The sequence below is a fragment of the Aeromonas sp. S11(2024) genome (genome assembly GCF_041402345.1).
In the GTDB taxonomy this organism is placed as follows: domain Bacteria; phylum Pseudomonadota; class Gammaproteobacteria; order Enterobacterales; family Aeromonadaceae; genus Aeromonas; species Aeromonas veronii.
Window position 1 is genome coordinate 1 of the sequence record NZ_JBGLRC010000027.1, and the last position, 13,906, is coordinate 13,906.

Consider the following 13,906-nt stretch of genomic DNA (forward strand, 5'->3'; position numbering starts at 1 on the left):
CTTCGAAAGTCAAGCGATTGTTTTCGCTTTTCTTTCGGCGCCCACTTCGCTAGGAAGCTGGCTCATCAGTTCGGCGTGTTCCGCCGTGCTGGTAGGGGCGCATTATAGGGAACCGCGCCGGGATGACAAGGGCTTTTTGCAAAAATGAGTTCGTTTGCTGAAAAAGCGAACTGAACGCCCCAAAACAGCCCCTTGGCACCTCTTTTACGCCGCTTTTTTGCTCAACTCTTCGCTTTGTGCCCGGATATAGTTGACCCAGCTGGTTGCCTTCTGCTGCCAGTTATCCTGTTGCTGTAGCTCACGGGCCAGTTCCAGCGCCTGGGCATACTGCTCCTTATTAAGGTGTGCCTGCACCAGCAACGCTTTGGCACGATTGCCTTGCTCGCCTTTTACCGACTTGATGGCGGCGAGCTGGGTCATGGCAGCATCAGTCTTGCCCTGTTGCAGCAGCAGTTCGGCGGCGCGCATGGCGGCTTTGGGCTGACCGTGCTGGTTGGCGAGCTGCTGCCAGCTATCGACCGCTTGTGACCACTCCCGGGCACCTTCCCACAATTGGGCCAGCAGTTGGCGGTTTTCAGCACTTTGCTTCATCTGTCCCTTGGCCATGGCCGCTTCCAGCAGACGGGCACCACGATAAGGCAGCCCTTGCCAGGCATAGAGACGGATCAGCTGATTGCGGGCTGACGCATCATCCATCAGTTTTCTGTCGATAGCTGTTTGCAACAGAGCCAACGCCTGATCGCCACGTTTGGCGGAGAGGTTGAGCGACACCGACTGCTGCCACCATTTGCTCTCTGTCGGCTCGTGACGGATCAGCTCGGCCGCCTGATCGGCCGCTACGCCATAACGTTGCTGAGCGGTGAGGGCGGAGAGACGAATAATGGCGGCCTGCTTCTGCCAACCCTTCTTCAACAACTGTTCGCTCTGGCTGGCTGCGTCACCGTACTGCTTGTTGTGGTAATAGAGGCCGGCCAGACGCAGGCGCAGTGCATCGTCTTGCTTGAGTGCCAGTGCCGCCTTGTAGCTGGCGATGGCACCAGACCAGTTGGATTGCTGGGCCTGAATATCGCCGCGCAGTCGCAGCAGCTGGAGCTGTTGCTGCTCGGGCCACTCTTTATAGGCAAGGGCCTGTTCGACGTAGCGGCTCGCCTGGGCGGTCTGTTGCAGATTGGCCGCCAGCGAGGCTTGCAACTGCGCCAGCCAGGCACGCTCGGCATCGCTATTTGGCTTGAGGCCGGATGCCTTGCTCTGGGCTTGTTGCCACTGACCGGACTGATAGAGCTTCATCACGGGTTCAAGCTGACGGGAGAAGTGAGGGCTGACCTCCATCGCCAGACAGGCTTGGCCGACCAGGGCCAGCAGACAGATCCAGATCCGCAACATAGTTATGACTCCAGTTTGAATTTGAGCGTGATGACTTGCACCAGCTTGTCGGTAGCGCCCGGTCTCGGCTGATAGCGCCACTTGTTGATCGCCTGAATGGCCGCCCGCTCGAACTGACGCTTGGGCTTGGCCTCGACCACTTCCACATCCTGCACGCCACCTTCGGCATTCACGCTAAAGCGCAGGGTGACGAATCCTTCGATCCCTGACTGCTGGGCACGATAGGGGTAGACCGGCTCGATCCGTTGCAGCGGCATCAGCATGTCACCTGCGCCGATACCCGCTCCCTGCTGCTGGCCGTGGTAGTTGCCACTCAATACCGGTGCGGTACTGGTCGCCACGCCGGGGGCATAGACCTGCACCGCACTGAGGCTGGAGACCAGATCCAGACTCGGCTCAACGGCCGCCAAGGGGGCTGCAGCGGGCATCGGCAGCGGTGTCGAGGCCAATGCAGCGGGAGGCTCTGGCAGAGGCTCGGGCTCCTGCGGCACCGGACGCTCGCGCACCTGCACCTCGGTCACCTCGTTCTGCATATTGATGACGATGGGCTTCTGCTCTCTCGCCACCTTTTCGCCCCGGGGCGGTTCAACCAGCGTGGCCATGAACAGCAGGATACCCAGACTGAGGGCAATCCCCAGCCCCAGGCTCATCAGCTTGTATTTCATTTCGGCGCCACCGCCACGGCGATATTGGCGATACCCGCCGCCTTGGCCTCATCCATCACCCGCACCACCTTGCCGTGGGGCACACGCTCGTCGGCCTGGATCACCAGACTGGCATCTGGCTGCTCTGCCAGCAGACGGGCGATGGTGGCCTGTACCCGCTCCATATCGATCTGCTTGCGGTCGAGGAAGATCTGACCCTGAGCCCCGATCGCCAGCATGATGCTGGAAGATTTCTGCGCCTTGGCCTGACTGGCCTGGGGCCTATGCACCTCGAGCCCGGCTTCACGCACGAAGGAGGTGGTGACAATAAAGAAGATCAGCATGATGAACACGATATCCAGCATGGGGGTCATGTCGATCTGCACTTCGTCACGCTGGCGTTTGGATTGCCGTCTCATTGCATTACCTTCTCTTCTCGCAGGCCGTCCCGGGTCTTGGCCAGCGCACGCTTGGCCTGACTCTCGAGCCGACTGAGTAACAACACGCCGGAGAGCGCCACCACCATGCCTGCCATGGTGGGGATGGTGGCGCGGGAGATCCCGCCCGCCATGCTCTCCGGGTTAAAGCGGTTGGCCGCAGCCAACGCATCGAATACGCCGATCATGCCGGTCACTGTGCCCAGCAACCCCAGCATGGGGCAGAGCACCACCAGGGTGCGGATGAAGATCAGATGACGGTTAAGTTCCAGCTCCGCCTGCGCCAGCCAGCGGCTGCGGATTGCCCGGGCGTGCCAACTGTGGCGCTCGCTGCGGGCCTGCCAGCGGCCGAGCAGCTGTTGCTGCAAGGGGCCAAAACCCAGATTGAGGTAGAGCAGCCGCTCGATCATCAAAATCCACATCAGCACCAGCAGGGCCAGAATGACCCAGAGCACCGGGCCGCCACGGCCCATGAAGCTCTGCAGCTGTTGCCAGATGTCGAGCATCATGCTGCTCGCTCCATCCCGTTGTTATTGCTCTCGGCGCGCTCGGCCAGAATGCCGGCCACCTGCTGCTCCAGTACATTGGAAAGCTCGGTGAAGCGCGATTGCAGCAGGCTGTGGGCCAGGATCAGCGGAATGGCCGCCACCAGACCCTGTACCGTGGTAACCAGCGCCATGGAGATGCCGCCCGCCATGATCTTGGGATCGCCGGTACCAAACTGGGTGATGGCCTGGAAAGTGCCGATCATCCCGGTCACGGTACCGAGCAGACCCAGCATGGGGGCGATGGCCGCGATTACCTTGACCATGCCGATGCCGCGCTCCATGCGAGGAGTCTCCTGCAGGATCGCCTCATCAAGACGCAGCTCGAGGGTCTCCATGCTCAGCTCGGGGTGTTTGTCTGCCACCGTCAGCACCCGGCCGAGGGCGTTGTCGGCGTGATACTCGCCGCTCTTGAGCTGGCGACGAACCCGACCCAGCTCACGAGAGAGGCTCCACAGCCGTACCGCAGCAATTCCCAGACCGATGGCGGCCAGCAGCACGATAATGGCGCCAACCTGACCACCTTGCTGTACCTGCTGCCAGAAGGTGGGCGCCTGTGCCAGCATCGCCAGCAGAGTGCCATGCGAAGGATCCAGCGGCAGCGCTTCCCCTTCCTGACCCTGATAAGCCGCAACGGCAGAGAGCACGCTACCGGGCAGACCCAGTACCGGGCTCAAGCCTTCGGCGGTCGGTTGCAGGAAGCCTTCGCTCCCCAGCAGGGCAAAACTGCCAACCCGGGTCAGTGACTGCTCGCTGGCAGCCCCCTGGGCATCGAGCACCTTGCCGTTGAACCGGGCAATCCGGCCAGATTCACGGATCTCCTGCAGCAGCGTGGCGGGCAGCAAGGCGAGGGCGGCGCGATCCGGCACCTGTTTATCCTGTGCCATGGCTTTCAGCGGGGCGAGACGCTCCGGGTACTGGCCCTCGACGGCGGATTCGCTCAGCAGCTTGACTGCATCGCTGGCGCCCTGACGGGTGACCGCGAAGATCTCGTTCATATCGCCGGAGGCTTGCTCCCACTGGGCGTTAAGCTCGACCAGCTGCTTCTCGTTGCTGGCGAACTTGCCGGCCAGCTCCTTGCTCAAGCGCTGGGCCTCGGCCAGTCTGGCGCGGGCAGTGCCGAGCTCCTTGGCAACGGTCGCCAGATCTTGCTGAGCCTGCTGTTCACGAGCCTGTTCCTGCTGCTGCCACTCATCAGCGACAGCGGCGTTGGTACCGCAGGAGAGGGCAATAAGGAGGGGGAACCACTTCATGGTGACTCTCATGATTGGGCCTCCAGACTGCGGCTGACAGAGAGGGGGACATTGAGCAACTGGGGAACTTTCTTGTCGGCGGCCACATCCATCGCCTCGGCGATAGGGGAGAGCCACTGGCTATCGAGGGCTTGCCACTGCTTCGCCTCGGCAGACCAGCGCCATGCCTGACTGCGATCGGCCGTCATTGCCAGCAGGGAGACCCGACCCAGCGCCAGCACATCGACCCGACGCGGAGCACCATCCAGCTCCAGCTCGGCGGAATAGCTGTCCATCCGGCTGCCGTACTCGGCTTCGATCTGATAGGCCTGCAGCAGCTGACGGAATTTCTCTGCCTCGCTAACGTCTGCGCGGGCCAGGGTCGCTTTCAACTGTTCAACCCGCGCCAGCCGATCTTCCTTGCGCAGCGGGATGTCGTTTTGCACCAGCTGTTCCAGATCTGCCTGCATCTGCAACATCAGCGGGATCAAGCCCTGACGGGTCTCTTGCACCGCTTCCAGCTGCTGGCTCAATTTACCCAGCTCATTTTGCTGATCGGCCACCAGAGATTGCATGTAGCGGTTGTAGGCTTCGAGGTCACGCAGTTGCAGCTGGGCGTTTTGCAGCTCCAGTCGTGCGGCAACAGCGGCATCGGCGGCTTTTTCCACCCGCTGCTGGGAGGCTTTCCCGGCAGCTATGCTGTTCTTGAGGGCGGGAGCAACCAGCTCATCCCCGATGGCAGCAAAGTGGACTGACAGTGGCAGCAGGGCCACACCCCATAATTTGTTCATTGAAATACATCTTACTAATGATAACTATTATCATTATCTCAAATGCAGGGCGGACTGGCAACGAGAGGATTTTCTTGGCCTTTATGCACAAAAACAGGATAATTTTTAAGCACGCACGGAATAAGTGGCGCCAATAGCCACCGCACAAATATAAATAACGATAAAAAATCTTTTCGATCAGTGTGATAGAGATCGAAAAAGGAGAAAGTAATGCTCAACGATGCGATCTGGGAACATATCGACAAGTTCACCAAGGCAACAAAAACCAGCGATATCCAGCAACTGCTGGAGCGCTTCAGTCATCAAATGGGCTTTGATTACTTTCGGCTGCTGATTATTTTCCCCATCAGCATGCAAAAATCCCACGTGGCACTGTTCAACAACTGTCCGACCACCTGGTTTGACGCCTACAGTGAAAACCAGTATCTGACCCAGGATCCGGTGGTCTATCTGGGGCTGAAACAGACCCAGCCGATCTTCTGGAACAAGCTCGACTGCGACTCGCCCTGGCTGCCCAGCGCCAGCCGCGACGTGATGAACCTGGCCGCTGATTTCGGGGTACGCAATGGCGTCTCCTTTCCGCTGCACACCCCGCAGGGGGAGCACGGCATCCTCTCATTCATCACCAAGGAGAAATCCAACTCCGACCTGATGTTTGAAAATGTCCCGCTGCTGTCGTTCTGCGCCAGCTACATCTTCAACTCCGCACTGCAACTGATCAAAAGCAGACCGGATATGATGAAGTACCTGACCGAACTGTCGGATCGGGAGAAGGAGTGCCTGTTCTGGGCCAGCGAGGGCAAGACCTCCTGGGAGATCGCCACCATCCTCGGCATCAGTGAGCGGACGGTCAACTTTCACCTGACCCAGGTGACCAACAAGACCGACTCAAAGAACCGCAGTCAGGCCATCGCCAAAGGGATCACCAGCGGCATCATAGTGCCCTCCCTCGACGAGGTCACCATCACCAACCTGCGGCTGTCGTAACCCCTCAGCAGCAACAAAAAGAGCCGCAATTGCGGCTCTTTGTCATTTGAGAGAGTGACTTACTCGACGGTCACCGATTTTGCCAGGTTGCGCGGCTGGTCAACGTCAGTGCCCTTGATCAAGGCAACGTGGTAGGAGAGCAGCTGCAGCGGCACGGTATAGACGATGGGGGCGATCACCTCTTCCACATGGTTGAGGTTCATGACCCGCATGGTCTCGTCGCTCTTGAAGCCGGTATCGGCATCGGCGAACACGTAGAGGATACCGCCACGTGCGCGCACCTCTTCCACGTTGGACTTGAGCTTCTCCAGCAGATCGTTGTTCGGCGCCACCACAATGATGGGCATCTCGGCATCGATCAGCGCCAGCGGGCCGTGCTTCAGTTCGCCAGCGGCATAGGCTTCGGCGTGGATGTAGGAGATCTCTTTGAGCTTGAGCGCCCCCTCCATGGCGATGGGGTACTGGCTGCCACGGCCGAGGAACAGGCTGTGCTGCTTGTCGGCAAACTCTTCGGCCAGGGTTTCGATATCCTTGGCCAGCGCCAGGCTCTCTTTAATACGCAGCGGCAGGGCTTGCAGCGCCTTGACCAGTTCAGCCTCGGCGGCGGCGCTCAGGTGGCCACGGCAGTGACCGACCGAGGCCACCAGCATCAGCAGGCCAGCCAGCTGGGTGGTGAATGCCTTGGTGGAGGCCACACCAATTTCTGCCCCCGCGCGGGTCATAAAGGCCAGATCCGATTCACGCACCAGCGAGGAGCCCGGCACGTTGCAGATAGCCAGCGAGCTCATGTAGCCGGATTCCTTGGCCAGACGCAGCGCCGCCAGGGTATCGGCGGTCTCGCCGCTCTGGGAGAGGGTCACCAGCAGGCTGTTGGGGCGCACTACCGATTTGCGATAGCGGAACTCGGAGGCGATCTCCACATCGCAGGAGACGCCAGCGATCTCTTCGAACCAGTAGCGGGCCACCATGCCGGAGTGATAGGAGGTGCCGCAGGCAACGATCTGCACGTGCTCCACCTTGTCAAAGATGGCGCGTGCGCCGTTGCCGAACGATTCGACCACCACGTGATCGCTGCCCAGACGCCCTTCCAGGGTGTTGGTGATCGCTTTGGGTTGCTCGTGGATCTCCTTGAGCATGTAGTGACGGTATTCGCCCTTGTCACCGGCATCGTGGGAGAGTTCGGACTCCTGCTCTTCACGCACCACGGCGTTGCCGTTGGTATCGAAGATGTGCACGTCGCGGCGGGTCACTTCGGCCACATCACCCTCTTCCAGGAAGATGAAACGGCGGGTCACCGGCAGCAGCGCCATCTGGTCGGAGGCAATAAAGTTCTCGCCGATACCACGGCCGATCACCAGCGGTGAACCGGAGCGGGCCACCACCACGCGGCTGTCGTCGCGATTGTCCATCACCACGGTACCGTAGGCTCCGCGCAGCTGCTTCACCGCAGTCTGCATGGCGGCCAGCAGGCTACCGGCGCTCTTCAGCTCGTGATGGACCAGATGGGCAATCACTTCGGTATCGGTGTCGGAGCTGAACACATAGCCCAGCGCCTTCAACTCTTCCCGCAGCTCTTCGTGGTTCTCGATGATGCCGTTGTGCACCACCACGATATGCTCGGAGACGTGGGGGTGGGCGTTGCGTTCGGAGGGCTCGCCGTGAGTGGCCCAGCGGGTATGGGCGATGCCGGTACCGCCGTGGACGGACTGCTCGTCGAGCGCCTTGGCCAGCTCGGCCACCTTGCCCAGACGGCGAACCCGCTGCAACGGCTGGTTGGCGCTGAACACGGCCACACCGGCGGAGTCATAACCGCGGTACTCCAGACGGCGCAGGCCCTCTACCAGAATTTCAGCCACATCACGTTGGGCGACAGCCCCGACGATGCCACACATACACTTCTCCTTGAGATGCAAATCGTAAAGTCAGTTGGATGGTTCAGAGCTCGATGTCAGCAAGTGACCGGGGCGCAGATAAGCGTCACCCCCTGGGCTTGAATCTGTTCTCTGGCCTCGCTGGCCAGCCCCTCGTCGGTCACCAAGGTATGGATGCTCGACCAGGGAAGTTCGAGATTGGGGATCTTGCGGCCGATCTTTTCCGATTCGACCATCACAATGACCTCCCGCGATACCTCGGCCATGACCCGCGACAGGCCCACCAGCTCGTTGAAGGTGGTGGTGCCACGTTCCGGGTCGATACCGTCGGCACCGATAAAGAGCTGGTCGAAGTCGTAGGAGCGCAGCACCTGTTCCGCCACCTGCCCCTGGAAGGATTCGGAGTGAGGGTCCCAAGTGCCACCGGTCATTAACAGGGTAGGCTCATTTTCCAGCTCGCGCAGGGCTCCGGCCACATTGAGGGAGTTGGTCATCACGATGAGGCCGCGCTTGTTGCCCAGCATGGGGATCATGGCGCTGGTGGTGCTGCCGCTGTCGATGATGACGCGGTTGTGATCACGCAGCCGCTCGGCCGCCGCACGGGCAATGGCTAACTTTCGGTTCGAAACTTGTTCAGGGTTGACCTCGACCACCATCTCGCTCGGCAAAGGGACAGCACCACCGTAACGGCGCAGCAGCAGACCACCGGTCTCCAGTACCGCCAGATCTTTACGGATGGTCACTTCGGAGGTAGAAAAGTGTTTGGCGAGAGCGTCGACGCTCACTTCACCCTGCTCTTGTACCAGGGTCACTATGGTGTGACGGCGTTGTTGAGTATTACGTTTGGTCATTTTTAAGTTTCGATTCGAAAGAACATCGAAATATTAGCCCCTTTTTCGGAAAAATAAAACAGCAAATAGGATCCGATTTGGTTCGATGCCAGAATGGGGTGCCAATTTGCGACGAGGATGCCATGCAAAAGAGAGTCATCTGGCTGGTGGAGGATGAGGCCAGCATCGCCGACACCCTGATTTACGCCCTGCAGACCGACGGGTTCGAGGTGGAGTGGTTCATGCTGGGCCAACAGTTGCTGACACGACTGGAACAGACTCGACCCGACTTCCTGATCCTCGATGTGGGGCTGCCCGACATCAGCGGCTTCGAACTCTGCAAGCAGGTGAGGGCGCTGACCGATATCCCCCTGATGTTCCTCACCGCCCGCAGCGAGGAGATAGACCGGCTGATCGGGCTGGAGATCGGTGCCGACGACTATGTGGCCAAACCCTTCTCGCCACGGGAAGTGTGTGCCCGGGTGCGGGTCATCCTGCGCCGCAGCCAGCCCGTCGCCCCCCAGCCCAGCGCCCTGCTGGTACTGGATGAGGAGCGGGCCCGCATTCACTTTCGCGGCCAGCCGCTGGCCCTCACCCGCTACGAATATCTGCTGCTCAAGACCCTGATGCTGGCGCCGGGGCGGGTCTACTCCCGCCAGCAGCTGATGGATCTGGTGTGGCAGGATGCGGAGGAGAGCCTGGATCGCACCGTCGATACCCACATCAAGACCATCCGCGCCAAGCTGCGCGAACATGATCCAGAAGCCAACCTGATCCTCACCCATCGCGGGCTGGGCTACAGCCTGGAGCTGGCATGAGACTCGGGTTGCAACTGCTGTGCGGCCTGCTGCTGATCTTCGCCCTGGCCGCCTGGTTCGTGCTGGAGATCTTCGTCGAGGAGATAAAACCGGGGGTGCGCAGCGCCACCGAGGATACTCTGGTAGACATGACCCAGCTGCTGGCACCGCTGGCGCTCGATGATCTGAAAGAGGGCAATATGATGAACGGGCGGTTGGCCAGCGCCTTCGCCCGCCTCAACCAGAATCCCATCAATGCGATGATCGATGGCCACCTCAAGCAGCAGGCGGAGTACCGCATCTATGTCACTGACCAGAAGGGTATGGTGATTTACGACTCCGACGGCACGGATCTGGGCAAGGATTATTCCCGCTGGAACGATGTCTACCGCACTCTGCGCGGCCAGTATGGCGCCCGCAGCACCCGCACCGATCCCGACGATGCCGCCAGTTCGACCATGTATGTGGCGGCGCCGCTGCGGGAAGGGGCCGAGATCATCGGCTCCCTCACCGTCGCCAAACCCAATCGCACCCTGATGCCCGCCATCGAGCGGGGGGAACAGGAGCTGCTGCGGGCCGGCGGCCAGATGCTGCTCATCTCGCTGCTGATCGGCAGCCTGCTGGTGTGGTGGCTCAACCGCGCCATCGGCAAGCTGGTGCACTACGCCGACTCGGTCAGCAAGGGGGAGGCGGCACCGCTGCCAAAGCTGCACACCGTCGAGCTGGATCGGCTCGGCCGCTCGCTGGAAACCATGCGCCACCAGCTCGATGGCAAAAGCTACATCGAGGACTACGTCCACAGCCTGACCCACGAGCTGAAGAGCCCGCTGGCCGCCATTCGCGGGGCAGGGGAGATTTTGGCCGAAACGCCGCCCCCCGAAGTTGCCAAACGGTTTATCGGCAACATCAATCTGGAAACCGCACGCATGCAGCAGCTGATCGAGCGAATGCTGCAACTGGCACGGCTGGAGTCAGGGCAGGGGCTGGATCGCCAGTCGGTGGAACCGGCAAAACTGGGCAAGCGCACCCTCGATGCCCGCCAGATCATCGCCCAGCGCCGTCAGGTCGAGTTGGTGGCCGAGCTGGCCAGCGCGCCGAAACAGAAGTGGGATCCGCTGCTGGTGGAGCAGGCCATCGGCAACCTGCTGGACAACGCCATCGACTTCTCTCCCGCCAACGGGCAGGTCACCCTGAGCGGCAGCCAGCAGGAGGAGGGCTACTGTTTTCGGGTCACCGACAGCGGCCCCGGCATTCCCGACTACGCCCTGCCGCGCATCTTCGAGCGCTTCTACTCCTTGCCGCGCCCGGACAAGGGCAAAAGCAGCGGTCTGGGGCTCAGCTTCGCCCATGAGGTGGCCCACCAGCATGGCGGCTGTCTGACCCTGAGCAACCGGCCGGAAGGAGGCGCGCTGGCGGAACTCTGGCTGCCGTTCGCCTAGTCACCCCCGCAACTTCACATTCCCCACACAAAGCGGCATTAGACTGCCGCTTTCTCTCATCCATTTGCTCAAGGAAATGCTATGTCCCGCCTGCTTCTCTCCAGCCTACTGGCTGCCGGTCTGCTCGCAGCCCTGCCTGCCTCAGCCGCCAGCGGCTGCTTTCTCTATGCCGACGGCAACGGCCAGACCCTCTCCAGCGAAGGGGACTGCTCCAGCCAGCTACCGCCCGCGTCCACCTTCAAGATCCCGCTGGCGCTGATGGGTTACGACAGTGGCTATCTGGTGGATGAAGAGCATCCGGCACTGCCTTACAAACCGAGCTATGACGGCTGGCTGCCCGCCTGGCGTGAAACCACCACCCCGCGCCGCTGGGAAACCTACTCGGTGGTCTGGTTCTCCCAGCAGATCACCGAATGGCTGGGGATGGAGCGCTTCCAGCAATATGTCGACCGCTTCGACTACGGCAACCGGGATCTCTCCGGCAATCCGGGCAAACATGACGGCCTGACCCAGGCCTGGCTCAGCTCCAGCCTTGCCATCAGTCCGGAGGAGCAGGCCCGCTTCCTCGGCAAGATGGTGAGCGGCAAGCTGCCGGTCTCGGCGCAGACCCTGCAGTACACCGCCAATATCCTCAAGGTGAGCGAGATCGACGGCTGGCAGATCCACGGCAAGACCGGCATGGGCTACCCGAAAAAGCTGGATGGCAGCCTCAACCGCGATCAGCAGATCGGCTGGTTCGTCGGCTGGGCCAGCAAACCGGGCAAGCAACTGATCTTCGTCCATACCGTGGTGCAAAAGCCCGGCAAGCAGTTCGCCTCTATCAAGGCTAAAGAAGAGGTGCTGGCCGCCCTGCCTGCACAACTTAAAAAGCAGTGATCTCGCTTCCCCCCAGATAAACCCCGATAACCACGGTCAGCCCACCAGCGACGGGCTGACCGCCATTCGTAAACGAGACAAACATGAAATTATTTCTATTGCTGCTCTGGCTTCCGGCCAGCATGGCGCTGGCTGCCTGTGATCTCTCCGACCGCCTGACACGGCAGGGAGAAGTCATCCATGATCGGCTAAACCACCTCGAATGGCAGGCGTGCAGCCTGGGCAGCGAGTGGCAGAAAGGGAAAGGTTGCGTGGGCACACCTGCCCTGCTGACGCTGCTTGAAGCCAAGGATGAAGCTGCCCGCCTTGGCGATGGGTGGCGACTCCCCAGCATCGAGGAGCTCTTCACCCTGCTCGACGAAAATTGCCGGATGCCAATGACAGACCCGCGCTTCTTCTCCGATATCCATGACAACGGGGAAAATTCAGCCCCCTACTGGACCTCCAGCTCCATTGAGGAGATGCCGGAACTGGTCTATTACATCGATTTTATGCACGGACTCATCGACGGCCACACCGATCGTTTCGCACAAGCCGCTCGGTTGGTGCGCTCCCGCCCCTGAACAATCCCACGGCGTCTGATGGCGCCATTTTTCAACAGTTCACAGCCACTTCACACAAGCCCATCACCACTTCACGCCGGACTGACAGACTCACTCCATCCAACAAGGAGACGTGTCATGGTCAAACAGATATTCACCCACAAGATATTTCTGCTGCTGTTGCTCAGCCTGTTGTTGATGGTGCCGGTGCAATCCATCATGGAGCTCAACCGGGAGCGTCAGGCTTACCACAGTCAGGCCATTCACAGCATCATGGCCAGCAGCAGCGGCCCGCAACGGCTGATGGGGCCTATTATCGTGCAGCCCTATACCCGTTCGGTGACGGTCGAGCAGGAGGGCAAGCGCTTCGTCCGTCAGGAGCAGATCTACCGCTACCTGCTGCCGGAGCAACTGGATATCAGGGCCAACATGGAGGTGACCCCGCGCAAGCTGGGCATCTATCAGGCGCAGGTCTATCAGACCCGGCTCTCCCTCTCGGGCCGCCTGCCAACCCGGCAGAGTCTGCTGAATGACGCGACCTCACCGCTCGGTGAAACGGCCGAGCTGGTGGCGGGCAAACCCTACCTGAGCCTGGTGCTCTCCGATGCCCGCGGTATCAACAGCGTTCCCGAACTGCAACTCGACACACAGCGGATCCCGTTTGCCCCCGGCGCCCGCCTCGGTGACGCACTGGCGGGTATCCATGCCCCACTCGACAGCCTGCAGCAGCAGGATGGCACCTTCCATCTGGAGCTCAATCTACAGGGGATGAACGCCCTCGACATAGTCCCGCTGGGCAAGGAGAGCACCCTGCAGCTGGCGGGAAACTGGCCCCATCCCAACTTTATCGGTGACTTTCTGCCGGGTAGTCGCACCCTGAGCCCACAAGGGTTTGAGGCCAACTGGCAAACCAGTTGGTTCGCCAGCGACATGGAGACCCGCTTCAACCGGATGATGAACGGGGGCGATAGCCATCTCTCCACCTTCAGCGTCAGTCTGGTGCAGCCGGTGGATCACTATCAGCTCAACGAACGGGCGGCCAAATATGCCCTGCTCTTCATCGGCCTCACCTTTATCAGCTTCTTTATGTTCGAGCTGCTCAAGGGGCTGCGGGTTCACCCGATCCAGTACGCGCTGGTGGGCATGGGGCTGGCCATCTTCTATCTGGTGCTGCTGGCGCTGACCGAACACCTCGGTTTTGGCTGGGCCTATCTGGTGGCCGCGCCGGCCAGCGTGCTGCTCAACGGCTTCTATCTAAGCCATGTGCTGGGCGGCCCGAAGCAGGGGATCGGCTTCGCGGCGCTGCTAGGGCTGGTCTATGCCATCCTCTACAGCCTGCTGCAGGCCGAAGAGATCGCCCTGCTGCTCGGCGCCCTGCTCTTGTTCGCCACCCTGACGCTGATCATGATGCTGACCCGCAAGCTCGACTGGTATCAGGTGATGGACTACAGCGCACCCGCGACCACATGGGCGGCCCCCCAGTCATCGACCAGTGACACCAACCATCAGTCATAAGCCAAAAAAAAACCGGC

14 protein-coding genes are annotated in these 13,906 nt (G+C 60.8%); 6 read left to right on the forward strand and 8 right to left on the reverse strand.

The window, feature by feature from the left end:
* Window positions 1-204 precede the first annotated feature (204 nt).
* The 6 genes from ACB040_RS17320 to ACB040_RS17345 are packed head-to-tail and all read right to left on the reverse strand — an operon-like array spanning window position 205 to window position 5,032.
* Window positions 205-1,383 carry a hypothetical protein gene (locus ACB040_RS17320; protein ID WP_259584450.1) on the reverse strand — a complete coding sequence of 393 codons (1,179 nt, stop codon included), beginning with the start codon at window positions 1,381-1,383 and terminating at the stop codon, window positions 205-207.
* A gap of 2 nt (window positions 1,384-1,385) precedes the next feature.
* The gene (locus ACB040_RS17325; protein WP_371155767.1) at window positions 1,386-2,048 is read right to left on the reverse strand and encodes a TonB family protein; all 663 of its coding nucleotides are present in this window, start codon (window positions 2,046-2,048) and stop codon (window positions 1,386-1,388) included.
* Window positions 2,045-2,446, reverse strand: coding sequence for a biopolymer transporter ExbD (locus tag ACB040_RS17330; RefSeq protein ID WP_338773176.1), 402 nt, complete (start codon window positions 2,444-2,446; stop codon window positions 2,045-2,047). The genes ACB040_RS17325 and ACB040_RS17330 overlap by 4 nt, the downstream gene beginning before the upstream one ends.
* Window positions 2,443-2,973, reverse strand: a complete 531-nt coding sequence (locus tag ACB040_RS17335; protein WP_005339367.1) for a MotA/TolQ/ExbB proton channel family protein — start codon at window positions 2,971-2,973, stop codon at window positions 2,443-2,445. The genes ACB040_RS17330 and ACB040_RS17335 overlap by 4 nt, the downstream gene beginning before the upstream one ends.
* Window positions 2,970-4,274 (reverse strand): MotA/TolQ/ExbB proton channel family protein, encoded by a 1,305-nt coding sequence (locus tag ACB040_RS17340; RefSeq protein ID WP_338773177.1) that lies wholly within the window; start codon window positions 4,272-4,274, stop codon window positions 2,970-2,972. Before ACB040_RS17340 ends, ACB040_RS17335 begins: the two co-directional genes overlap by 4 nt.
* Complete coding sequence (locus ACB040_RS17345) at window positions 4,271-5,032, reverse strand: DUF3450 domain-containing protein (protein WP_338773179.1); 762 nt, start codon at window positions 5,030-5,032, stop codon at window positions 4,271-4,273. The genes ACB040_RS17340 and ACB040_RS17345 overlap by 4 nt, the downstream gene beginning before the upstream one ends.
* A gap of 210 nt (window positions 5,033-5,242) precedes the next feature.
* Between ACB040_RS17345 and ACB040_RS17350 the strand changes: the two genes are divergently transcribed.
* Complete coding sequence (locus tag ACB040_RS17350; RefSeq protein ID WP_005357256.1) at window positions 5,243-6,019, forward strand: LuxR family transcriptional regulator; 777 nt, start codon at window positions 5,243-5,245, stop codon at window positions 6,017-6,019.
* Between the two features lie 59 nt (window positions 6,020-6,078).
* Here the strand turns inward: ACB040_RS17350 and glmS are convergent, their stop codons facing one another.
* Together glmS and ACB040_RS17360 are read right to left on the reverse strand one after the other, a co-directional pair.
* On the reverse strand, window positions 6,079-7,911 hold the full coding sequence (gene glmS / locus ACB040_RS17355; RefSeq protein WP_338773180.1) for a glutamine--fructose-6-phosphate transaminase (isomerizing): 1,833 nt from the start codon (window positions 7,909-7,911) through the stop codon (window positions 6,079-6,081).
* Window positions 7,912-7,967: 56 nt separating this feature from the next.
* Complete coding sequence (locus tag ACB040_RS17360) at window positions 7,968-8,741, reverse strand: DeoR/GlpR family DNA-binding transcription regulator (RefSeq protein ID WP_005355851.1); 774 nt, start codon at window positions 8,739-8,741, stop codon at window positions 7,968-7,970.
* A 122-nt stretch (window positions 8,742-8,863) separates the two neighbouring features.
* Here ACB040_RS17360 and blrA point away from each other — a divergent pair, with 122 nt between their 5' ends.
* The 5 genes from blrA (at window position 8,864) to creD (ending at window position 13,889) form a co-directional block, all read left to right on the forward strand.
* Window positions 8,864-9,538 (forward strand): beta-lactam response regulator transcription factor BlrA, encoded by a 675-nt coding sequence (gene blrA, locus ACB040_RS17365; protein WP_013724228.1) that lies wholly within the window; start codon window positions 8,864-8,866, stop codon window positions 9,536-9,538.
* Entirely contained in the window at window positions 9,535-10,956 is a 1,422-nt protein-coding gene (blrB, locus tag ACB040_RS17370; RefSeq protein ID WP_338773182.1) for a beta-lactam sensor histidine kinase BlrB, read from the forward strand. Before blrA ends, blrB begins: the two co-directional genes overlap by 4 nt.
* Window positions 10,957-11,037: 81 nt before the next feature.
* Window positions 11,038-11,832: an OXA-12 family class D beta-lactamase gene (blaOXA, locus tag ACB040_RS17375; protein WP_005357248.1), complete on the forward strand. Its 795-nt coding sequence runs from the start codon at window positions 11,038-11,040 to the stop codon at window positions 11,830-11,832.
* Between the two features lie 83 nt (window positions 11,833-11,915).
* Window positions 11,916-12,395 (forward strand): DUF1566 domain-containing protein, encoded by a 480-nt coding sequence (locus ACB040_RS17380; RefSeq protein ID WP_338773185.1) that lies wholly within the window; start codon window positions 11,916-11,918, stop codon window positions 12,393-12,395.
* Window positions 12,396-12,512: 117 nt separating this feature from the next.
* Window positions 12,513-13,889, forward strand: a complete 1,377-nt coding sequence (gene creD / locus ACB040_RS17385) for a cell envelope integrity protein CreD (protein WP_371155773.1) — start codon at window positions 12,513-12,515, stop codon at window positions 13,887-13,889.
* Window positions 13,890-13,906: the final 17 nt, after the last annotated feature.